General features: G+C 38.7%; 21 protein-coding genes. 10 read left to right on the forward strand and 11 right to left on the reverse strand.

Going from position 1 to position 22649, the window contains the following annotated elements; all coding sequences use genetic code 11:
• Positions 1–2 precede the first annotated feature (2 nt).
• The 6 genes from HMPREF1321_RS05095 (at position 3) to hisS (ending at position 4538) form a co-directional block, all read left to right on the forward strand.
• Positions 3–641 (forward strand): Type 1 glutamine amidotransferase-like domain-containing protein, encoded by a 639-nt coding sequence (locus HMPREF1321_RS05095; RefSeq protein ID WP_009421702.1) that lies wholly within the window; start codon positions 3–5, stop codon positions 639–641.
• A gap of 8 nt (positions 642–649) precedes the next feature.
• Positions 650–787, forward strand: coding sequence for a hypothetical protein (locus HMPREF1321_RS12000; protein WP_198003457.1), 138 nt, complete (start codon positions 650–652; stop codon positions 785–787).
• A 116-nt stretch (positions 788–903) separates the two neighbouring features.
• Positions 904–1056, forward strand: a complete 153-nt coding sequence (locus HMPREF1321_RS12005) for a hypothetical protein (RefSeq protein WP_002673339.1) — start codon at positions 904–906, stop codon at positions 1054–1056.
• Positions 1057–1173: 117 nt separating this feature from the next.
• Positions 1174–2382, forward strand: coding sequence for an ROK family transcriptional regulator (locus HMPREF1321_RS05105; RefSeq protein WP_009421688.1), 1209 nt, complete (start codon positions 1174–1176; stop codon positions 2380–2382).
• The gene (gene mazG / locus HMPREF1321_RS05110; RefSeq protein WP_009421696.1) at positions 2379–3155 is read left to right on the forward strand and encodes a nucleoside triphosphate pyrophosphohydrolase; all 777 of its coding nucleotides are present in this window, start codon (positions 2379–2381) and stop codon (positions 3153–3155) included. Before HMPREF1321_RS05105 ends, mazG begins: the two co-directional genes overlap by 4 nt.
• A 6-nt stretch (positions 3156–3161) precedes the next feature.
• Entirely contained in the window at positions 3162–4538 is a 1377-nt protein-coding gene (hisS, locus tag HMPREF1321_RS05115; RefSeq protein WP_009421705.1) for a histidine--tRNA ligase, read from the forward strand.
• Positions 4539–4649: 111 nt separating this feature from the next.
• On the opposite strand, the gene HMPREF1321_RS05120 is transcribed toward hisS, so the two are convergent.
• The 9 genes from HMPREF1321_RS05120 to carA form a co-directional block, all read right to left on the reverse strand.
• A complete protein-coding gene (locus HMPREF1321_RS05120) occupies positions 4650–5900 on the reverse strand; it encodes an aspartate kinase (protein ID WP_009421686.1) in 1251 nt (416 codons plus the stop codon).
• 272 nt (positions 5901–6172) lie between these two features.
• Positions 6173–6865 (reverse strand): OmpA family protein, encoded by a 693-nt coding sequence (locus HMPREF1321_RS05125; RefSeq protein ID WP_009410919.1) that lies wholly within the window; start codon positions 6863–6865, stop codon positions 6173–6175.
• A gap of 23 nt (positions 6866–6888) precedes the next feature.
• Complete coding sequence (locus HMPREF1321_RS05130; protein WP_009421674.1) at positions 6889–7383, reverse strand: lipocalin family protein; 495 nt, start codon at positions 7381–7383, stop codon at positions 6889–6891.
• 71 nt (positions 7384–7454) lie between these two features.
• Complete coding sequence (locus HMPREF1321_RS05135; protein ID WP_009421693.1) at positions 7455–8216, reverse strand: MBL fold metallo-hydrolase; 762 nt, start codon at positions 8214–8216, stop codon at positions 7455–7457.
• Between the two features lie 83 nt (positions 8217–8299).
• Positions 8300–8458: a 50S ribosomal protein L34 gene (gene rpmH, locus HMPREF1321_RS11530; protein WP_002669412.1), complete on the reverse strand. Its 159-nt coding sequence runs from the start codon at positions 8456–8458 to the stop codon at positions 8300–8302.
• A 104-nt stretch (positions 8459–8562) separates the two neighbouring features.
• Positions 8563–9321, reverse strand: a complete 759-nt coding sequence (locus tag HMPREF1321_RS05140; RefSeq protein ID WP_009421677.1) for a carboxypeptidase-like regulatory domain-containing protein — start codon at positions 9319–9321, stop codon at positions 8563–8565.
• Positions 9322–9393: 72 nt separating this feature from the next.
• Positions 9394–10686 carry a phosphopyruvate hydratase gene (gene eno, locus HMPREF1321_RS05145; RefSeq protein WP_009418860.1) on the reverse strand — a complete coding sequence of 431 codons (1293 nt, stop codon included), beginning with the start codon at positions 10684–10686 and terminating at the stop codon, positions 9394–9396.
• Positions 10687–10776: 90 nt separating this feature from the next.
• The gene (locus tag HMPREF1321_RS05150) at positions 10777–11247 is read right to left on the reverse strand and encodes a DinB family protein (protein ID WP_009421683.1); all 471 of its coding nucleotides are present in this window, start codon (positions 11245–11247) and stop codon (positions 10777–10779) included.
• A 108-nt stretch (positions 11248–11355) separates the two neighbouring features.
• On the reverse strand, positions 11356–12456 hold the full coding sequence (gene carA, locus HMPREF1321_RS05155; protein WP_009421694.1) for a glutamine-hydrolyzing carbamoyl-phosphate synthase small subunit: 1101 nt from the start codon (positions 12454–12456) through the stop codon (positions 11356–11358).
• A gap of 433 nt (positions 12457–12889) precedes the next feature.
• Between carA and HMPREF1321_RS05160 the strand changes: the two genes are divergently transcribed.
• Positions 12890–14029 carry a TlpA family protein disulfide reductase gene (locus tag HMPREF1321_RS05160; RefSeq protein WP_009421699.1) on the forward strand — a complete coding sequence of 380 codons (1140 nt, stop codon included), beginning with the start codon at positions 12890–12892 and terminating at the stop codon, positions 14027–14029.
• A gap of 28 nt (positions 14030–14057) precedes the next feature.
• Positions 14058–15314, forward strand: coding sequence for a hypothetical protein (locus HMPREF1321_RS05165; protein WP_009421690.1), 1257 nt, complete (start codon positions 14058–14060; stop codon positions 15312–15314).
• 160 nt (positions 15315–15474) lie between these two features.
• On the opposite strand, the gene metK is transcribed toward HMPREF1321_RS05165, so the two are convergent.
• Together metK and HMPREF1321_RS05175 are read right to left on the reverse strand one after the other, a co-directional pair.
• Entirely contained in the window at positions 15475–16728 is a 1254-nt protein-coding gene (metK, locus tag HMPREF1321_RS05170; protein ID WP_009421700.1) for a methionine adenosyltransferase, read from the reverse strand.
• A 277-nt stretch (positions 16729–17005) separates the two neighbouring features.
• Entirely contained in the window at positions 17006–17620 is a 615-nt protein-coding gene (locus HMPREF1321_RS05175) for a hypothetical protein (RefSeq protein ID WP_009421684.1), read from the reverse strand.
• A 407-nt stretch (positions 17621–18027) separates the two neighbouring features.
• On the opposite strand from HMPREF1321_RS05175, the gene HMPREF1321_RS05180 reads away from it, so the two are divergent.
• Positions 18028–21084: a SusC/RagA family TonB-linked outer membrane protein gene (locus tag HMPREF1321_RS05180; protein ID WP_009421680.1), complete on the forward strand. Its 3057-nt coding sequence runs from the start codon at positions 18028–18030 to the stop codon at positions 21082–21084.
• Positions 21085–21093: 9 nt separating this feature from the next.
• Positions 21094–22602: a RagB/SusD family nutrient uptake outer membrane protein gene (locus HMPREF1321_RS05185; protein WP_009421697.1), complete on the forward strand. Its 1509-nt coding sequence runs from the start codon at positions 21094–21096 to the stop codon at positions 22600–22602.
• Positions 22603–22649 lie beyond the last annotated feature (47 nt).

Here is a 22649-nt window from a genome sequence, read left to right on the forward strand (position 1 = left end):
AAATGAAAAGATTATTTTTAACCTCATCATTCAGTTCAGTAGCAAAATTATTTGAAGATTTTGCAGGTGAACCCGTAAAAGGAAAGAAACTAGCATTTATTCCAACAGCAAGTTTGGTAGAAGAAGTGCGTTTTTATGTCGATGACGATAGAAAAGCCTTTGAAAAATTAGGTCTTATCATAGAAGAATTAGAAGTTTCTACCGCTACTACCGAAGAAATAGCTACAACATTAGAGCGAAATGATTATATTTTTATCTCTGGAGGAAATACTTTCTACCTAATGCAGGAACTAAAAAAGAAAGGAGCCGACAAACTACTTATTGAACAAATTAATAATGGAAAGTTGTACATAGGTACTTCAGCAGGTTCTGTCATTGCCTCTCCTACTGTTGAATTTGTTAGTGATATGGACGAGACCAAAAAAGCCCCTGAACTCACTGATTATTCAGGATTACATTTGGTAGATTTTTACTTTTTACCTCATTATTTGAACTTTCCTTTTAAGGAATCTTCTCAAAAAGTAGTAAATGACTATTCACAGAGAATAGATTTGCGACCTATTTCTAACAATCAAGTAATTACGGTTTTAGGTGATGAAATAAAAACGCTTGAAAAACCTAAACGAGCAACTAAGAAATAGTCTTGATGATGCCCAACATCTTATTGCAACAATTAGAAAACGCACTTCCCGCAGGAATGCAAATCCCCGAAGAACTCCGCCAACTCTATCAGTGGATAGAAGATAACGGCTATTATGATAGGATTAGAAGTGGTAACCCCTCATAGTATGGACGACGAAGCAACCGATGACCCTTTTTTAAATTGGTTTTATGAGATGGCAGATGAGTAATAAGAAGTGATTATGCATCTTTATGCTACCTATAATCAAATGAAAAACAGCTATGGGAGATAGAAATACAGAAAAAAAGTTATTTCGAGACAAACTTTTAAAAGGTTTAGACGTTGCTTACAAGCGAATGATAGCCGAAAAGCGGAAGAATAATCAAAAGATTGTGGTGCGCCGTGAGGGTAAAATCGTTACTATTAATCCGTAGAGAAAAGCATTAAATACTAATTACAAACATCAATTATTTTTTTATTATTGCATTCTTATTAAAATATTTTTAGTAATTTTGCCTTACCTTTACAATAATGATTAAGATTAAAATGCTATGGGACTAAAATTCTTAGAAGAAATTAAACAAGGCATCAGAAGCGCCTCATTGAAAAAGGATATTATCTGTTATTACATCAATAACGGAGATGATACACTTGCCGACCTTGGCAAGGAACTGAACTTCAGTGTGCCTACCGTTACTAAAATGGTGGGCGAACTGATAGAAGATGGTATAGTGATGGACTTTGGGAAGATGGAAACCCCAGGAGGTAGACGTCCTAATATCTATGGATTGAACCAAAGTTCGGGATATTTTATAGGTGTAGATATCTCTCAAAAACGCGTTCATATAGGGCTTATCAACTTTAAGGGAGATTTGATAGATGAACAGATGGATATCTCTTTTGAGGAAGCGCATCCTCACGAGCGTTTTGAACGTTTATGTGAAATAATTGAAGATTTTATGAGCCATACAGTGGTTCCTAGGGACAAAATACTGAGTATTGGCATTAATATTTCAGGGCGTGTGAACCCTCAAACGGGGCATAGTTATAGTTTCTTTTATTTCGATGAACGTCCGCTTACTGAAATGTTTGAAGAAAAATTAGGTATAGATGTCTCTATTGATAACGATTCGCGTGCGATGGCTTATGGTGAATATATTAAAGGGCGCGTACAGGCTGAAAAAAACATCATCTACGTGAATGTAGGTTGGGGATTAGGCTTAGGAATCATCGTTAATGGGCAGCTATATTATGGGAAATCGGGCTTTTCAGGTGAGTTTGGGCATATTACGGCCTTTGAAAACGAGATATTATGCCACTGTGGTAAGAAAGGTTGCTTAGAAACAGAAGCTTCGGGCTCTGCTCTTTATCGTAAATTCTTGGAAAAACTTCATAACGGTCAATCGTCTTTACTTACTCAACAGAAGGAAAATGAAGACGAAATTACACTCAACGATATCATAGATGTAGCTTTGCAGGAAGATATATTGGCTATAGAACTTATTGAAGAGGTGGGAAATACGTTAGGTAAACACGTGGCGGGTCTCATCAACCTATTTAATCCTGAATTGGTGATTATTGGTGGTACTCTTGCCAATGCAGGCGACTATTTGATATTGCCTTTGCGCAGTGCTATCAAGAAGTATTCTTTGAATTTAGTGAATAAAGACTCTTCGATAAAAGTATCAAAATTAGGTGATAAGGCGGGTCTATTAGGTGCAAGTCTCCTCGCCCGTAGTAAATTTATAGGATTGATATGAGAGAGCAACAACTTCAGGCTTTTGGGAGACTTCTCGATATAATGGACGACCTGCGTGCGAAATGTCCGTGGGATAAGAAACAAACAATACAATCGTTGCGCTATCTCACTATTGAGGAAACTTATGAATTGGGCGATGCTATCCTCAGTGGCAATCTGCAAGAAGTGAAGAAAGAACTCGGTGATTTGTTACTTCATATCGTTTTCTATGCCAAAATAGGTAGTGAAACGGGTGATTTTAATATTGCTGATGTGGCAAATGGTGTGTGTGAAAAACTCATTGAACGGCATCCGCATATCTATGGAGATGTGAAAGTAGACAACGAAGACGATGTAAAGCGCAATTGGGAAAAAATAAAACTCAAAGAAGGTAACAAGAGCGTACTGGGAGGTGTGCCTAAAAGTTTGCCTGCATTAGTAAAAGCTACTCGTATACAAGACAAAGTAGCAGGTGTAGGCTTCGATTGGGATAATATAGACGATGTTTTTGCGAAGATAAAAGAGGAAATAGATGAACTACACGCCGAAGTAAAAGCGCAAAAACAGACAAATATTGAGAGTGAGTTTGGCGATGTTCTTTTTAGTCTTATTAACTATGCCCGATTTTTGAAAGTAAATCCTGAAGATGCCTTAGAGCGCACTAATCGTAAGTTTATAACTCGGTTTCAATACTTGGAACAACGAGCCAATGAGAAGGGAAAATCACTCAAAGATATGACCTTACAAGAAATGGAAACTTATTGGCAAGAAGCTAAGAAAATAGTAAAACAATAAAAAACAATGGCAATACAAAAACCAAGCATACCTAAAGGCACTCGTGACTTTTCACCAGCCGATGTGGCTAAACGCAACTTTATTATTAACACTATTAAAAATACTTTTAACGCTTTTGGATTTCAGCCTATCGAAACGCCCAGCTTTGAAAATTACGATACATTGATGGGTAAATATGGCGAAGAAGGTGACCGTCTTATCTTCAAGATACTCAATTCAGGTGATTTTACACAAGGAGTTAAACAAGACGATTGGGAAACTAAGAATACTCAGAAGCTCACTCCCCAAATATCAGAAAAAGCACTCCGTTATGACCTTACAGTTCCTTTTGCACGCTATGTAGTACAACACCAAAATGAACTGACTTTCCCCTTTAAACGTTATCAAATTCAGCCTGTATGGCGCGCCGACCGTCCGCAAAAAGGACGTTTCAGAGAGTTTTACCAATGCGATGCCGATGTGGTAGGTAGTACCAGCTTGTGGCAGGAAGTGGAGTTCGTACAGCTCTACGACACCGTGTTTACAGCGCTCAATCTTAAAGGGGTGACTATTAAGATTAACAACCGCAAAATTCTCAGCGGTTTTGCCGAAGTGATAGGGGAGAGTGATAAACTCATCGACTTTACTGTAGCTCTCGATAAGCTCGATAAGATAGGCGAAGAGGGTGTTATCAAAGAAATGATAGAAAGAGGTATCAGCCACGAAGCTATTAGCAAGTTACAACCTATCTTCGCACTTAAAGGAGCTCTTACTGAAAAGCTCACTGCTCTGAAAGAGATACTAAAAACTTCTGAAACGGGGTTGAAAGGTATTGAAGAGGTGGAGTTTATAGCACAACAAATAGAGCGGCTTACCTTACAAACAGCTATTTTAGACCTCGATGTCACCCTTGCACGTGGACTGAATTATTACACAGGAGCTATTTTTGAGGTTGCTGCTCCAGCGGGAGTACAAATGGGTTCTATTGGTGGAGGTGGACGTTATGACGACCTTACGAGCATCTTTGGATTGAAGGGGATAAGTGGTATAGGTATCTCGTTTGGTTTAGACCGCATAGGATTGGTGATGGAAGAACTGAATCTTTTTCCTGAATCACTGAGCAATAGCATAGAAGTGCTTTGTATAAATTTTGGCAATAACGAAGCTTTACAGAGTATGAAACTATTGAAAGAGTTGCGTAAACTCGGAAAAAGAGCAGAACTCTACCCCGATGCAGCTAAGATTAAAAAGCAAATGGAATATGCTAATAAGCGAAGTATTCCGTTTGTAGTGATGATTGGAGAAAGCGAGCTTACCAAAAATACTTTTGTATTGAAAGATATGCTTAAAGGCACTCAAAAAGAATATAATTTTAATGAGGTAAATGAAGCATTATTTCAATAAAATGAATCATAGAATATATATATAAAGGGACTGATATATCATCAGTCCCTTTTTTAATGTATGCTTTGCTTGATTGTTGCTTAAACAATAACGGATAATAAGAAGATAGATTTATTTCACTATTATCTGAACCGTATCTGAAGCCACTTGTTTAAGTAGCACTTCTTTGTTCATTTCCACTTCTTTAATAGCCTCTTCCGTAGCGTGACGAATGGTATAAAGTGTTACGTTCTCAGTTACCGATACCTTAAAGCGTTCTTCCAACTTTTCTAAAAGTTCAGTTAAGGTATCGAATTTGTTGTCTACACATACTGAAAAACTAATCGCCGAGTTCTGTATCACACTTACTTTCATCTTAGTCTTATGCAAATTCTTGAAGATATAGCTAATACCCTCTTCCATTATAAATGAAAAGTCAAGTGAAGAGAGAGAAAGCAGTATTTGTTCTTTCTTGAGGATAAAGCAAGGTACCTTTGGAGATAATTCAGCTACATTACACACAGCGCTTCCTTCAGCAGTAGGATTCAAAAACGAACGTACATAAAGAGGGATTTCCTTTTGTTGGAGTGGTTGTAGGGTTTTTGGGTGTATTACTGAAGCGCCATAAAAAGCGAGTTCTATAGCTTCCTTATAAGGGATTTTATGCAAGAGCTCTGTATGCTGAAAATATCGAGGGTCGGCATTGAGAACACCAGGAACGTCCTTCCATATCGTTACACTTTCAGCGTTTAAACAATAGGCAAAAATAGCCGCTGTATAGTCTGAACCTTCACGCCCTAAGGTAGTAGTGAAGAAATTTGCATCGCTTCCTAAGAAACCTTGTGTGATGTTCAGTAATGATTTGTTAATATGCGTGCGAATGTTACTTTGTGTTTCTTCCCAGTCGATAGAGGCATCACGGTAATTACTATCTGTTTTTACGAGATTACGGACATCTATCCACGTGTTTTTAATACCATTGTCATTCAGATATTGACTGATAATAGTAGTAGAAATGAGTTCACCAAAGCCAATCACTTGGTCATATACAAAACTGTGTTTCGGCGACTTGTTGCGTTCTAAAAACGAAGTGAGCTCTGCAAATAAGCCATCTACTTTCCAATACACAGGGTGATTTTCATCGGTAAATAGTTCGCGAATGATATGGTAATGAAAGTCTTTTATCAGCTGAACGCTTTCCGAAAGTTTTTCTTGTTCCTTAAAATAGCTATTTACCACTACTTCTAAAGCATTAGTGGTTTTTCCCATTGCTGAAATGACGATGAGCGTATTAGCATAGCCTACCGTTTCTAATATTTTAGCGACATTGCGTACACCTGCAGCATCTTTTACTGAGGCGCCTCCGAATTTAAATATCTGCATTTCTTTTAGATATGAGGTAAAGTCTGCGACAGCAGAGTATGGTAAGAGGTAAGTAATAAACCTAAATACCCAAAATACCGAGATTAACAGTGCAAAGGTAGTGTATTTTAGTGAAAAGAGAAAAGTGAAGATTAAAAAATGTCATTTGGAAGTGATATTGTTATATTCCTAACGTTCTTTTTTATCTCTCGTTTTAGATATTTAATAAAAAATAATGAGTGTTGAGAAGTACTTCTCAACACTCATTTGTATAGTCAAGTATCAAACTATTTTTATTTGTTTCCAGCCTGTTTTTTAGCGTCTGCTTTCATCTTTTCATTAGGAACGATTACTACATTCACACGGCGGTTTTTAGCTCGTCCATCAGCAGTTTCGTTACTTGCTACAGGGTTTCTTTCGCCATACCATTTGGTAGTAAAACGGCTACCTGCTAAACCTTTACTTTTAAAATAGTTAGTAACGGCTTGTGCACGGCGTTGTGAAAGACCTAAGTTGTACTCATCTTTACCTACATTATCAGTGTGGCCAGCTACTATCACATTAGTATCAGGATATTCTTTAAGAATAGCAGATAGTTTATCAAGTGTTTGTCTTGATTTGTTGTTGATGTTATACTTATTAGTATCAAAGTATACACCTCCGTTATTTTCGTCGAAAGTAACCACGATACCATCGTCTACACGTTTAACATCAGCACCTGGGATTTCTTCTTCTATTTTCTTAGCTTGTTTATCCATTTGGTTACCAATAACAGCTCCTGCAGCACCTCCCACTACTGTACCGAGTACAGCACCGAGTTCGCTGTTTTGTCCGTTACCTACGTTGTTCCCTAAAATAGCTCCTAATAAAGCTCCACCAGCAGCACCAATTACAGCTCCGCGTTGTGCTTTGTTAGAGTTGTTGTATGCCTCGCAACCGGTAAGCAATACAGCTGCCGATAAGGCTAAAACTACGATTTTTTTCATCTTCTGTTTGTATTAATCTTTAATTATTTTACAAAATTCATTGAGATAACAAAAGGTTTGCCATCTACTCTCACGGTTTGTTCCCATACCATTGAGTCGTCAGAAATACTTGCCAAGTGCAAACGAATACCTTGTCTAGTTTCTGAAACGTATTTTTCATTAGTAGGTTTCAAGAGAAAATCATAGTATCCTGTTGATTTATCTACTTCTTGTACAATGAAAATGAAGTTTCTTTGTCCTGTTGAACAACCACTCGCGTTGATAGTATAGTGTCCGCGATTGTTATTTGGAACGAATTTCCAAGTACTGCCTTCAAAGCATTCTTTGGAAGTATCGTTTAACAAGGTAACTTCATATTTACCTTTTTCACTATATGTGATGGATTGTAATGTCCATTCACCTTTAATAGCTTTATTAGCTATATTTGTTTCTTTGGGTTTTGCAGTCATTGAGCCTGAAGAACTCTTACAAGCCATTACCAATACTGCCATTACAAGTAAAAGTGCAATTTTTTTCATCTTTAATTGTTTTTGATTACGAGGGCAAAAATAAACTTTTTTTTCTCGCCCACCTAATAATTAACTAAATATTAACATTCTATTACTAAGTTATCATATGCCAAAAATACGTTTTTAGGCAATCTTTTTTGTATCTCATCGTGAAAACCAAAGGTTTGGCTCACGTGTGTGAGATAGGTGCGCTTAGGTTGTACATCTCCTATAATTTCCAAAGCTTCCGCTAAATTGAGGTGTGTAGGGTGCACATCATCTCTTAGGCAATTCAATACTAAAACATCTAAATCTCGTAGTTTTTCTCTTTCGCTCTTGTCTATATATTTGGCATCGGTAATATAACCCAAGTCTTCTATCCGATAGCCTACGATAGGCAAATTGCCGTGTATTATGTGTATAGGTTCAACTGTTTTACCATACAAAGTAAAAGGCGCTTCGTCTATCTCGTGAGGTATTACCGAGGGAGCTCCTTCATATCGGTTTTCAGTGGCAAAGATATAACCAAAACGCACTCTCAGCTCATCGATTACTCTTTTTAGTCCGTAGATAGGCATATCGCCTTGCAAGCGTACAAAAGGGCGTATGTCGTCCATTCCGGCGGTATGATCGGCGTGCTCGTGAGTGAACAGTATAGCCTCCAAATGCTGTACATCGTTGGTGAGCATTTGCTGTCTAAAATCAGGGCTGCAATCTATTGCAATATTGGTGTCTTCCCAACTGATAAGTGCCGAAGTGCGCAACCTCTTATCTTTGGGGTTGGTACTTTTCCCCACAGGGTGGTTGCTTGCTATTACGGGAATCCCTTGTGAAGTACCTGTACCGAGGAAAGTAATCTTCATAATAATGATAAATGATTAATGGTTAATGATTAATTTCACAAGTCATTAATCATTAACCACTAATCTTTAAACAATTAAAATTGTTATTTTTTATGTCTTGGCTCAGAGGATACAGTAAGTTTTTTACGTCCTTTAGCGCGACGGCGTGCTAACACTTTTCTACCATTGGCAGTTGCCATACGTTCTCTGAATCCGTGTTTATTTCTTCTTTTTCTCTTTGAAGGTTGAAATGTTCTTTTCATTGCTTGTTAATCTTTAAAATCTTATTAAAAATGATACTTTATCTCTCTATTTTATCAATAGCGGGGCAAAAGTACGTCAATTTTTTGGAATGACAAAATATTTTTTATTTTTTCTTGTGTAAAACCCTATATTCTTCGTAACACTGACTGATGGCTTCAAGCACTTGCAGGTCGTTTGCCGTCATTATAAAATCGTTAGAATAGTTGCAAGAGCGAATGATATCTTCTAATTCACTACGGTCTACTTGCAAAAGTTCTAATAGGGTTTCGCGGTCGTAACGGGTGGAAAGAGCATCGCTCAATTCGTTGTCTTTGCGCATCTCTCTCAGTTTGCGCATTTCTTTCCCTTTGGCGCCAAACGAGCGACTCAGCAAGTCGGCAGGGTTCATTACAGCACTTAGCACTCTGCCCACAGCACTTGCACTAGCTCTACTTTCATAACCTATATCTAACCCCGAAATGCTATAACGCGTATTGTCATTGATAGGTGCATTTTTAGCGTCAATATCCAAATAACCTGTGAGTTTATAAGGGGTTACAACCACTTCTTGTAAAGTATAAGCAAGCTCTGTCATTCCTATTTTCAACCCTTGATATTTTATCATATCGTTTGTTATGCGTATCTTGGTAGATTTATACCCTAAAAAAGAAATGTATAGCGTGTCGTTAGCACTTACTCTGATACTAAAATCACCTTTGTCATTGGTAGTAGTACCTCTTACTTTATTGAGGTTTAAGATGTGTACATTAGGCATTGGTTTATTGTTTTGCACACTGTAAATATGTCCGTGCAACACTGTTTCCTGAGCTACAAGTGTCGTCACACATAAAAACATACAAAACCATAATATCTTCTTCATCATACTTACTTCTTTTAAGGGTAAAAAAATGGGTGTTCGAGGAGTGCCCTCGAACACCCTAATCATATTAAAACATTAGTTCTTTACATTGAAGGCTTTTTCTTTAGGATAGTAAGCTACTGAACCCAAAGATTCTTCGATGCGGAGCAATTGGTTGTACTTCGCCATACGGTCAGAACGTGAAGCCGAACCTGTTTTGATTTGTCCGGTGTTCAAAGCTACTGCCAAGTCGGCAATAGTGTTGTCTTCTGTTTCTCCTGAACGGTGAGACATTACGGCAGTATAACCAGCGCGGTTTGCCATATCTACCGCTGCGATAGTTTCAGACAAAGTACCGATTTGGTTTACTTTGATGAGAATAGAGTTCGCAATACCTTTGGCAATACCTCTTTCAAGGATAGATACGTTAGTAACGAACAAATCGTCACCTACCAATTGTACTTTTTTGCCCAATTTGTCAGTAAGGAGTTTCCATCCGTCCCAGTCGTTTTGATCCATACCGTCTTCGATAGAGATAATAGGGTATTTAGCTACCAATTCTGCCAAGTAGTCAGCTTGTTCAGCTGAAGTACGTACTTTACCTTTAGCACCTTCAAAGATAGTATAATCGTATTTGCCATTTTTGTAGAACTCAGAAGAAGCACAGTCTAAGGCGATTTTGATATCTTCACCCCATTTGTAGCCTGCTTCTTTTACAGCTTCTTTAATAGAATCGAGAGCGTCTTCGATATCTTTAAAGTTAGGAGCAAAACCTCCTTCATCACCTACGGCAGTGCTCAATCCTTTTTTGTGCAATACCTTTTTAAGGTTGTGGAACACTTCTGAACCCATTTGGATAGCTTGTGAAAAGTTCTTTGCGTTCACAGGCATAATCATAAACTCTTGGAAAGCAATAGGCGCATCGGAGTGTGCCCCAGCGTTGATGATGTTCATCATTGGTACAGGCAAAGTGTGAGCACTTACCCCACCTACATAACGGTACAAAGGCAAACCGAGTTCTTCAGCAGCGGCTCTTGCTACTGCCAATGATACTCCAAGAATAGCGTTAGCTCCTAATTTAGATTTGTTAGGAGTACCGTCGAGCTCAATCATTGTTTTGTCGATAAGGTTTTGTTCGAAAACGTCCATACCTACGATTTCTTCTGCGATGATATCGTTTACATTAGCAACGGCTTTGAGTACGCCTTTACCCATATAACTTTTACCACCGTCGCGCAATTCAACGGCTTCGTATTCACCTGTCGATGCTCCTGATGGAACAGCAGCTCTACCAAGGAAACCATTCTCGGTCATTACATCTACTTCTACGGTTGGATTTCCTCTTGAATCCAAAATCTGACGTGCGTGCACGCTTACAATAATACTCATATATTTTGTTATTTAATTATTTACTTTGTTTAGGGGTTAGGGATATCGGACTTATCTGACTTTATAATGCTAATTGTCAATTGTCAATTATCAATTGTTAAAGCTTTCTCTTCCCCAAAAGAAAGGCGGTTCAATACCCAAAGCGCGGAGGTAGGTATACCCTTGTCCGCGGTGGTGACTCTCGTTTTCAATGAAGTATAATATCCATTGGGCAAAGCTAAAAGTCATTTGATAAATAGTGAATGGTTGGGTATAATCACCTACTTTTTGCCATTCACGGTCGAGAATTTCAGTAGCTCTATCCCATAAAACCAATACTTCCGCTTTGGTAGTAGGAAAGGCTCCTTCCAAGAAAAGCGTGTGTCGCTCCTGAAATCTTTCTTTAAAAAGATAGTCCATAACTCTCAAAAACTCTTCTACCATTCCTGAAAACGGACGTAGGTTTGCAATGTTGAACTCAAAGAGGTCTTTCTCGGGGAAAGCCTCAATCACCTTGCGGGTGAGGGCACGTACATCTTTTAAATTAGTGAGCAGTGCTTCGGGTGTAAGTAATTCTTTCATATTAATCGTTAGTGTTTAGTCCTTAGTTTTTAGCCTATATTTTATACTCTTTTTATCCTTTTCACGGCTTGTCTCCCTTCGGGGGTTCGGGGGTAATTTTCACATTTTCTAATTCCTCAATTGCTCCACAAATTGGTCAAACAAATACGTCGCATCATTAGGACCTGGAGCGGCTTCAGGGTGATACTGCACACTGAAACACTTCTTGCCTTTCACTCGTAAACCCATCACAGTATTGTCGTTTAGGTGGGTATGCGTGATTTCCACATTAGGGTTAGCTTCTGCCTCTGCTCTATTTACAGCAAAACCGTGATTCTGAGAGGTAATCTCGTCCTTACCTGTAAGCAAATTCTTCACAGGGTGATTAATACCACGGTGACCGTTATGCATTTTGTAAGTGCTAATGCCGTTTGCCAGTGCAATAATCTGATGTCCTAAGCAAATACCAAAGATAGGCAAATCTTCTGCTATCATCTGCTTTACTTGGGCAATTACCTCGGTGAGCGGTTCGGGGTCGCCAGGCCCATTAGACAAGAAATAGCCATTGGGGTTCCACGCTTTTAGCTCAGCCAAAGGCGTGTTGTACGGAAATACTTTGATGTACATATCACGGGCTGCCAAGTTGCGCAAGATATTTTTCTTGATGCCGAAATCGAGCGCTGCTACTTTGTACTTCGCTTCTGGATTGCCAAAAAAATAAGGTTCAGTAACCGACACTTTCGATGCCAATTCTAAACCTTTCATATTAGGAATCTCATTTAAGCGAGCTTTGAGCAGTGCTAAATCGTCAGTTTCTGTGGAAATAACAGCGTTCATCGAGCCATTATAACGAATATAACTCACCAAAGCGCGGGTATCTACTTCACAAATGGCTACCAAGTGGTTACGGTCTAAAAAGTCTTTCAAGGTTTCCTCGGCAACAGCACGGGAGGCATCATAACTAAAATTTCTACATACCAGCCCTGCAATTTTCATACCATTCGATTCGTTGTCGTCTTCACAGATACCGTAATTGCCGATATGAGCATTGGTCATCACCATAATCTGACCAAAGTACGAAGGGTCAGTAAAAATTTCCTGATAGCCCGTCATACCCGTATTGAAACACACTTCGCCAAAAGCAGTACCTTCATAGCCAACGCTTTTACCATAAAAGGCAGTGCCATCAGCAAGGAGTAATACCGCTTTTTTCTTTTGTTGATACTTCATTGTGCTATTTCCTTAAATCGACTGCAAAGGTACAAAATATTTTTGAAATATAAATAATCAATGATATTTTTTAGCCTAAACCTATTAAAATTATTTCAATATTACCCTAAAATACAATCAATATTCATCTTATCTCCATCTTATCTTCACCTTATCTCCATTCATCGTTCGTTCATTCTTCGTTTATTGTTCGTTCATTGTTCGTTTATTGTTCGTTGTAGACCCACTGTAGACCCACTGTAGACCCACTGTAGAGCCACTGTAGAGCCATTGAAAGACCACTCATCGTTCGATTATCCCATAAGCTTTGTATAATCCTCCCCCAATTTCACCATTAACCATTAACCATTAATCATTATTTAAATATTCATAAAAAAAGTTCCTATTTCCAAAAAAATATTATACCTTTGTCATTATTTTAAATTCTAAAGCTATGAAACAACTATTTATTGCATTTCTCATTGTGTTAGGATTGAGTGCTTGTACCAATCCTGAAGAAGCTATAAAAGCGTATCAGCAACAAAAGGAAGCTATAGGTTTGCAAACTCCCGAAAAGCAAAATGAACTTTTAGAGCAGAACCCCGTTGCTTTTCAGCAGAACCTACAAGCGATAAGTAAACAATGCGCTGAGGTGTTAGCTAACGCTAAAGGATTACCTTCTGATTTTATAGTTAAAGAAGAGAAAGAGAACCAATACGAACTCTTGTCTCTTACTTCTGCTTATTTACTGAATCATCGCAAATATACCGAAGAAGAAGCCCCTGCTATCAAAGCCTTGGAAGAATCTCTTAAAGATGTAGATTTAGATAACGCTACCGATTTCGATGCGTATAATGCTTATAAAACCTTAGTGCATAATTGCTTCCAACTGAAAATCTATCGCTATCAAGTGCAATATGAGTTCAACGACCCGTGGGGTAAGATTTTAGCCGATTTCAATACGCTCAAATCACAAAATATTAAAGAAGACCTCACCCCTTTGCTCATCGAAGGCGTATCGGCTACCTCCGCTGAGACTACCAATGAACAGATTATAGCCTTAGTGCAAAAGGCAGTAAAAGATAACGAACTGTTAAACGCTCTTTCAGGACGCATTGCTACAGTAAACCGACTCAAAGCAGGACAACCTTTCCCTCTTTTTAAAGCTCTTACCGACTTGAACGATAAAGAAGTGAAATATGAGAGTTTACCCCTCAAAGGTAAATTGCTATTTGTAGATATATGGGCTACTTATTGTCCTGATTGCCGTAAAGAGTTGCCCGCCTTAGAAGCCTTACAGCAATCCTATAAAGGTAAGCCTATTGTCTTTCTTAGTATTTCAGTAGACCGTGATAAAGAAGCGTGGAAAGAGATGGTAAAGAATGATAAACTAAGTGGTATTCATCTGTATACCACCCCAGAAGTGAAAGATACTTATAAGTTTTTGTACGACTTGCGAAGTATCCCTCGCTATATGCTTATCGATGCGCAGGGTAATATCATCAACAGCAATGCACCAATGCCTTCCGATGAGAATTTAAAGAAACTCATAGATACCCATTTGATGGCTATTAACAATCCCAAAGCCAAGTAACTTTTTTAAACCATAAACATAACATAAAATGAAAAGAATTCTATTTTTAGTAGCTTTATTGATGGCAATTCCTGCCTCAGCTCAGTTGCTTCGTCATAATTTCGACGAAGAAGGCGACACTTTTATTCAAGGTATTGTACGTGGACAGTTTTGGGCTCGCCTTACCGAAACAAACCCTGGTACTACCGTACAAGGTGAACCTGCCGATAAGGTATTCGACCTTTCTGTAAGGCGTTATCGCTTAGGCTTCTTCGCCCAAGTAGAAAAGAAATGGTTGTTCTATATCCTAATGGGAAATAACAATCTCAACCAAAGTACCCTCCAAAGCTCCGATTTCCGTCTGCTTGACGTGCTCGGTCAGTATACTTTTAGCGAAAAATTGAGCATTGGGGTAGCCAAGACCACCTTTGCAGGAGCTGGGCGCTTTTCCAACGCTTTCTCTAACGGCTCTATGCTCACTCTCGACCCTTCCGTTTATTATCTTAACACCCTTAATCATTTCGATGATATGGGGCGTAGGATAGGTGTTTACGCCAAAGGTCAGTTAGGAAAGATTGATTATTTTGTGTCTTTGCAAAATTCACCTGCCCCCTCTGATAATGTTCGTACAGCTTTTAATTATAGCAAAGGGCAACCCAAAGTGCTTACTTCCTCTTACCTAAAATATGAGTTTTGGGACGATGAGAGCAACAAATTGCCTACTAGCGGAGGTAATGGCACTTATTTAGGAACTAAACACATAATGAATCTCGGTATTGGCTATGAATATCAAGCTAAAATGAGAGAAATTACTGATGGAACTAATACTTCCTATCGCGATTACTTCAATTTAGGAATCGACTTTTTTATAGATACTCCTATTTCTGAACGCAACGACGCTATTACCGCTTATTTGGGCTTTAACAGCACTCATTTTGGTAGTGATTATGTGAGAAGTGTGGGTGCTAATAGCATTTTTGGAGGAGGAACCTCTCTTAATGGAGCTGGCAATGCTACTCCCGCCATAGGTACAGGTAGTACCTTATTCTTGCAATTAGGCTATCTGCTTCCTAAATGGGAAAATTGTAATATCCGTGTACAACCCAATGCAGGCTGGCGATTTGCTAACTATAAAGCCCTCAACAGCAACGTGAATATCTATTCAGTAGACGTGAATACTTATTTTAACGGACAAAAGAGCAAACTCTCCTTAGGTTATGAGAACCGCCCTATCTTCGATGCTACTGATAAAAAGGTAAGTACTCGCTTAGGTACTTTTGTATTGCAATACCAAATAGAGCTTTAAGAGAGAATATTGGATAGTGAAAAGTCGTTTTTCTATTATATATTCTCCCTTCCAACTATTTAATTTGCATTGTATATCACCTCCTAAAAAATAAAAGAAGGCTGTCTGTTTTATATCAGACAGCCTTCTTTATATTAGTATTAACATTAACCACTAATCATTAATCATTAAAAAAAGTAGTTTTTACTTTCTCTACAAAGTCTAACTTTTCCCAAGTAAAAAGCTCTACTTCTATCGTTTTTGTTTTGTGATAAGGTGACGAGAACACTTTGGTTACTACCTTAGGTGTACGCCCCATATGTCCGTAAGATGCTGTTTCGCTATAAATAGGATTGCGTAGTTTCAGGCGTTGTTCTATATCATACGGACGCAAAGGGAAGATTTCTTGTATCTTCTTCGCTATTTCACCATCGGTGAGGTTTACCTTAGCTGTACCATAAGTATTTACGTACACGCCCGTAGGTTCGGCTACCCCTATGGCGTAACTCACTTGCACCAATATCTCATCGGCTACTCCTGCGGCTACCAAGTTTTTAGCGATGTGTCGCATAGCATAAGCTGCACTGCGGTCTACCTTACTCGGGTCTTTGCCGGAGAAAGCGCCTCCGCCGTGAGCCCCTTTACCGCCATACGTATCTACGATAATTTTACGACCAGTCAAGCCTGTATCGCCGTGAGGACCTCCTATCACGAAGATACCCGTAGGGTTGATGTGGTAAATAATCTTGTCGTCAAAGAATGGTGCATATTGAGGATACTTTTTAATCACACGCGGTATGAGAATGTTCACAATGTCTTCTTTTATCTTTTGAAGCATCTTCTTTTCCGTGTCGAACTCGTCGTGTTGGGTAGAAATCACAATTGTGTTCACGCGCACTGGTTTGTTGTCATCGCTGTATTCAAGGGTTACTTGGCTTTTCGCATCGGGGCGCAAATAGGTAATCTCTTTGTTTTCACGACGTAAATCGGCTAATTCTCTCAGCAAAGCGTGCGAGAGGTCTAAGGCAAGAGGCATATAGTTTTCGGTTTCGTTTACCGCATAACCAAACATCATTCCTTGGTCGCCAGCCCCTTGTTCTTCGGGGTTACCGCGGTCTACCCCCTGATTGATATCGGGCGATTGTTCGTGAATTGCCGAAAGCACACCACACGATTTGGCTTCAAACATATAGTCGCTTTTAGTATAGCCAATTTTCTCAATCACGTTGCGCGCAATTTGCTGTACATCTATGTAGGTGTTCGATTTTACTTCCCCAGCCAATATTACCTGACCGGTAGTAACTAAAGTCTCGCACGCCACCTTCGAATGAGGGTCGAAAGCAAGAAAGTTGTCGATTAGAGCATCGCTTATTTGGTCTGCGATTTTGTCGGGGTGTCCTTCAGAAACGGACTCAGAGGTGAATAAATATCCCATTGGTAATTATGATTTAGTAGAGGACGCAATTGTAAAGAAGAATGGGGAACCGACGTGAAAAGCAAGTAAAGATTACTGTTTTAGCATTTTTCGGGGAGTACCCCAAGAGGTTGCAATCAGTACAAATTTGTCCTCTTGTTATGTTTTTCGGTGCAAAGGTATAAAATAATTATAAATGAACAATTATAAATAAATAAATTTCTCTACTGTTCATTCGCTCACACCTATTTTTCGTGCTAATTGTCTGTGTGGCTCGCACTTCACTCTGTGGCTCACACTAAAGTCCTATCACTATCCCAACGCTCGGTATAAAACCACTGCTGAAAACACTTTTGTCCTTCTTGTAGAGCACATTGTAGCTCACACCTATCTGTATGTACACATTACCCCCCACATTTTGCATATAACCAGCTCCTACATACAAGGCATTTTCCTCAGTATTGTATTTGTAATCGGTGTTTTTATGCTTCTGAGAGATAAAATAATGCTGATAAGAACTACTCACATATGCTACCCTACCTATGTAATAGGTTAAAGCAGGACCTACGCCCACTAACAAACTGCGGTAGTATTCCGAGTTTTGAAAAGAACCATTCACCACAGCAGCAAGCTCCAAATCCTCAGTGATTTTGTACCCTAAGCGTGGCGATACATCAATCCCCAATCCATAAGTAGAGTAGCCAATGCCTATATTTCCCCCATAAGTCCAAGGGTTAGGACGGCTGTTTTGGTAATCAGGGTCTAAAATGTTAGGACTTTGTGACCAAGCTAAGTGGCTCATAACAAGGAGTGTGATAGCTGATAAAAAGCGCTTCATATTCATATGTTTATATTTTTCGGCAAAGATAATAAATAATTGCAAATAGCCAAATCTTATCTTATCAATAAGCAATGGCGTATTTTTCTATAAGATAATACTTTTTTAGAAAAACCAATAACAGAACATAAGTGTAACTACCTTATAGCGCTCAGCCAAGGTGTACAAAGGCTTTCGGTAACATTCCTATATCTATCTTCCAAGATTCGTATAAGCTTCCTATAAGCTTCCTATAAGCTCCATATAAAATTTTTTTTACCCAAAAAAACGCTCATAAAAAATATATTCATCACATTTTCAGTATATAAACTCTCAAAGTTCTAAAAATGCCATTTTGTCAATAAAGAGGCTATAAAACATATTTATTTTCTGTTTTGAGTTCTATTTTTAGAAAAATATTCTAAATGAAGAATCTCTTTTTTCTTTTGTTTGTTTTTCTCATTTTTTTTTAGAAAACTTTGCACTGAAAAATAAAGCGATTTATGAATTTGAAAAATTTATTAGTTTTTGTAGGTATTTTCCTTTGGGTATTACCTTCCTTAGCGCAAAATGTAACGATTAAGGGCTCGGTGAAAGACACTAAAGGTGAACCTATGATGGGCGCTTTTGTCTTTATAAAAGGCACCCAACACGGTACTTCTACTGACTTTGATGGCAACTATACTCTCAATGCCCAAGTAGGCGATGTACTCAAATATTCATTCTTGGGAATGAAATCTGTCGAAAAGAAAGTAACGGCAGGTGTAACCCAAATAGATATCGTCCTTGAAGACGATATTCAGCAATTAGAGGGTACAGTGGTAACTGGCTATGGAAGCAAAAAAATAGCCAGTCGCACGGTGGCTTCGGTAGCTACTGTAAAAGGCAAAGATTTTGCCGAGACCCCTAATGCTAATATCACCGATGCACTACAAGGTAAAGTAGCAGGTATGGTGGTAACTACCGAGTCCGGAAGACCAGGAGCAAGCTCTTCGGTACTCATTCACGGGCTCAACACGTTTATGTCAGTTTTTGATAAGACGATAGTCTCAGAACCTTTGTATATAATAGATGGTGCCCCTGTAAGTGGCGATATAATGACGATGTATAACCCTACCGATATAGAGAGCGTAACAGTACTCAAAGATGCTGCTTCTACTTCTATCTATGGAGCTCGTGCTGCCAATGGGGTGATTTTAATTACTACCAAAAGAGGTAAACGCAATGAGCGCACTCATATTACTATTAATCATCAGTTGGGCTTCTCAATGCGCACCAATGTAACTCGCAAATTTTTTGATAATATGGCGAGCCCACAAGAGTATATGGACTTTTGGGTAAAAAAAGACCCCAATGCTATTGTAGCCTTCGGTAGGCGTTCAGGCTACACCCAAACTACGGCAAGAGCTATCGCCGATAGTATCTTGGCGGCAAATCCTTATAATACACGTTGGGATAAAGTTTTCTTTCGCGATTTCGCTCCTATCTCACGCACCGATGTGTCTATTTCGGGAGGAAGTAATACGACCTCTTATTACATTTCGTTGGGCTACTTAGACCAACAGGGTATCAAGGCGCGTTCGGACTACAAACGCTATAATCTCAATACTAATTTAGACACTCAAATAACCGATTGGCTTAAAGCAGGGCTTTCAATCTCCTTAGGAACTACCACTGCCGAAGGAGTATCGAATGCTGGTAGTGAAACCGATATATTGTCGCTTCCTATTTATTCTCCCAAAGAGAGCGATGGGAAGAGAAAGAATTACATTCCTTCTTTTATTAATCGTCAAAATGGCTTTTTTCATCCTGATTATATGGCCGAAAAATACCCTTCTATTGATTATACTGAGGATATATTGCCTATAGGGTATTTATTAATAGAACCTATCAAGAACTTAACATTTAAAAGCCAAGTAGGGATACAGTATAATGTAAATGAAACTGAAAGCAAAGGGCCTCTGCCTTCTTATATAGATTATCGTTATAGTAATGATAGTAGCAAAACGGTAGCACAAACCTTTCGCTATCTCAATAAATACATACAGCGTACTTATACTAACCTATTGCAATACAAATGGAATATAAAGAACTTACACGATTTTGACTTCTTATTGGGGCAAGAATCTATCGAAACGCTGTGGCGCTCATTCAACGCATCGTCTAAGGGGCAACCTTCTGATGCTTTATCAATGCTCAGCCACGGAACTAAAGAATATAATGTAGGAGATAGTCAGTCTGAATCAGGATTTAATTCCTATTTTGCTCGTTTGGAATACTCTTATAAATATCGTTATTTTATAGACCTATCAGCACGCCGTGATGGTTCATCGGCTTTCGGTTCAAATAATCGCTATGCCAATTTCTGGGCGATAGGAGGAATGTGGAAACTCAAAGAAGAGAAGTTTTTGCAAAAGGTAAATTGGCTTACCAGCTTAGATTTGCGTTTTAGCACTGGTATTTCGGGTAACTCTTCTATTGGTGATTATCGCAATAGAACCTTGGTAGATGCTTCAAAATTATATAAGCAAACCCCAGGTTATTTTATTGCAATGCTCGGTAATCCCGATATTATGTGGGAAGAACAACAGAAAACAACACTCGGCTTGCACATTGGTATCGCCAAAGGTACTACTATCAATTTTGAAGTGTATGAACGCAATACCCATAAAACTCTTGCACAGCGTTATATCAACTCGGCATCGGGCTTTACTTCTATTCCGGATAATATAGGTGATATGCAAAATAGAGGTTTTGACCTTACTATTTCAACGATTGCGTATAGAAGTAAGAACAATGATTTAAGTATACGTCCTTATTTCAATATGAATTACAATGAACAGAAGGTAACCTCGCTATTCTTGAGCAAAGATAATTTTGTAAATAGACTTTTTAATAATGGATATAGGCTAAATGAACCATTACAATGGGCATTACCAATATTTAAGGGTATCAATAAAGACGGAGATGCCGAATGGTATCAACGAAACGAAGATAACCCTATGATACAACAAAAAGACGACTCCAAAGTTACAACCCAATTCAGTGAAGACCTAATACAAACTACAGGTAAGAAAATGTTTGCACCTATCAATGGTGGTTTTGGGCTAAGCGCTACTTATAAGAATGTATCACTCGATTTGGCATTTTCTTATGCTTTGGGCAAATGGCTTATCAATGAAGACCGATACTATACTTTAAACCAAAGCACTTTTGGAGGTAAGAATTTTAATAGAGAATTGTTTAACTATTGGAAACAAGAAGGTGATGATACAGAGTTGCCTAAACTCAGCAGTGCTTATTATATGCGCAAAGATACTCGCTTACTCGAAAATGCTTCTTATATGCGCTTGAAGAGTATAAGTTTAAGTTATGCGCTTCCTCAGGAAGTAATAGACCAAATGAGATTCTTTTCAGGAGTGCGCCTATATGCATCGGCACGTAATATTTTCACCATTACCAAATATTCAGGAGCCGACCCTGAGTTTTCTAATACGTTATCAAGAGGAGGTTATCCGCCTGCTCGTCAATTTAGTATAGGTGTAGAACTTAAATTCTAAAAAAGGAAAATGAAAAAAATAATATATATAGCACTTTTATGTTCTTTTTTGGTGTCATTGCCTACGGGTTGTGCTCGTTTGGACTTAGACCCTTATAATTACGCCAGCGAAAATACCAGTTTTAAAAATAAGCGCGATGCTGAAATGTGGGTAAACGGGATGTATAACGCTTTGCGTGATTACAATCAGGGGCAACAGATGTATGCCTCAGACCTCCAAGCCGATTATCTCAACGCAGCTGCGGGAGCAATGGAAAAGTTGCCCGATATGCATCGTTGGTCTACGTTTGCTTCTTCAGAGCACGCTACTGCCTCTATATGGAAAGAACGCTTTCTTATCATTCAAGATATAAACACAGGTATTAAGGGCTTTCCTAATATACCTGAGCAATCAGAAATACAAGAACTTACAGGAGCTCTTTACTTAGGGCGAGCCTATTGCTTTACCTATTTGGTTACGCACTTTTGCAAACCTTATAACAGTAGTACAGCAACTACCGATTTAGGTTTACCTCTGCTTACAGCTCCTACGCTCAAGAACTTTCCTCCGCGCAGTAGTTTAGCCGAAACCTATGATTTTATACTCAGTGATATTCAGAAAGCCGAAACCTTATTAGCAAACCAAACAGGAGCAGCAGGAGCTGATACTTTCACCCTCGATGCTGCCAGAGCTCTCAAAGCAAGAGTCTTGCTCTATAAAAATGACTGGGCACAAGCCTACCAAGTAGCAGTAGCACTTATCAATACTAATCGCTATCCACTGGCTACCTCTGCCGATGCTTTCAAGAAAATATGGACAGAAGATGATAATGCCGAAAGTATTATCCAGTTATACGCAGCTGTCAATGCAGGAGTTTATGAAACTTCTGATAATACCAATGAGCTCTATTTAGGTGAAAGTGAAAGTTTCTTTTTCCCAGGACAGATAGACGCTAATCCTAATGTATTGCCTACTCAGGATTTTATAGATTTATTTACTACTGACGACTGGCGAAAAGATGTTTTCTTGAAAGAAGTAACCGTAGGGTTTAGCTCTCTTTATGCTGTAAACAAGTACCCTCGAAATAGAGAATTAGAACCTATTGATAGTTATAATTTTTATTATGGGCATAAGGCTAAGCTTTTCCGCATAGCTGAAACTTACCTTATAGCAGCCGAAGCTGCCTATAAAAACAATGATGAAACCAATGCTAAAAAGTACTTAAACCTATTACGTGCTGCAAGAGGGCTCACTGCTATTACTACCTCAGGAAGTAACCTTTTTGCCGACATACAAAACGAGCGCAATAGAGAGTTAGCTTTTGAAGATTTCCGCCTGTATGACCTTAATCGCTGGGGATTGCCTGTAAAAAGAGGTACCCCTCAGGATGTAACGGCTATTAGGAATACTCCTGCCTCTGATTATAGTGAACTCAATATTCAAGTAGGAAGTAATTACTATTACAAAATAGTATGGCCTATACCAGTAGATGATATAGACTACGAACAAGGCAATTGGAAACAAAACCCTAATTGGTAATCCTATAATTAGCAAATTAGTAAATGTGGAAATTTGCTAATTTGCTA

The sequence above is a fragment of the Capnocytophaga sp. oral taxon 412 str. F0487 genome (assembly GCF_000271925.1).
GTDB lineage: Bacteria > Bacteroidota > Bacteroidia > Flavobacteriales > Flavobacteriaceae > Capnocytophaga > Capnocytophaga ochracea.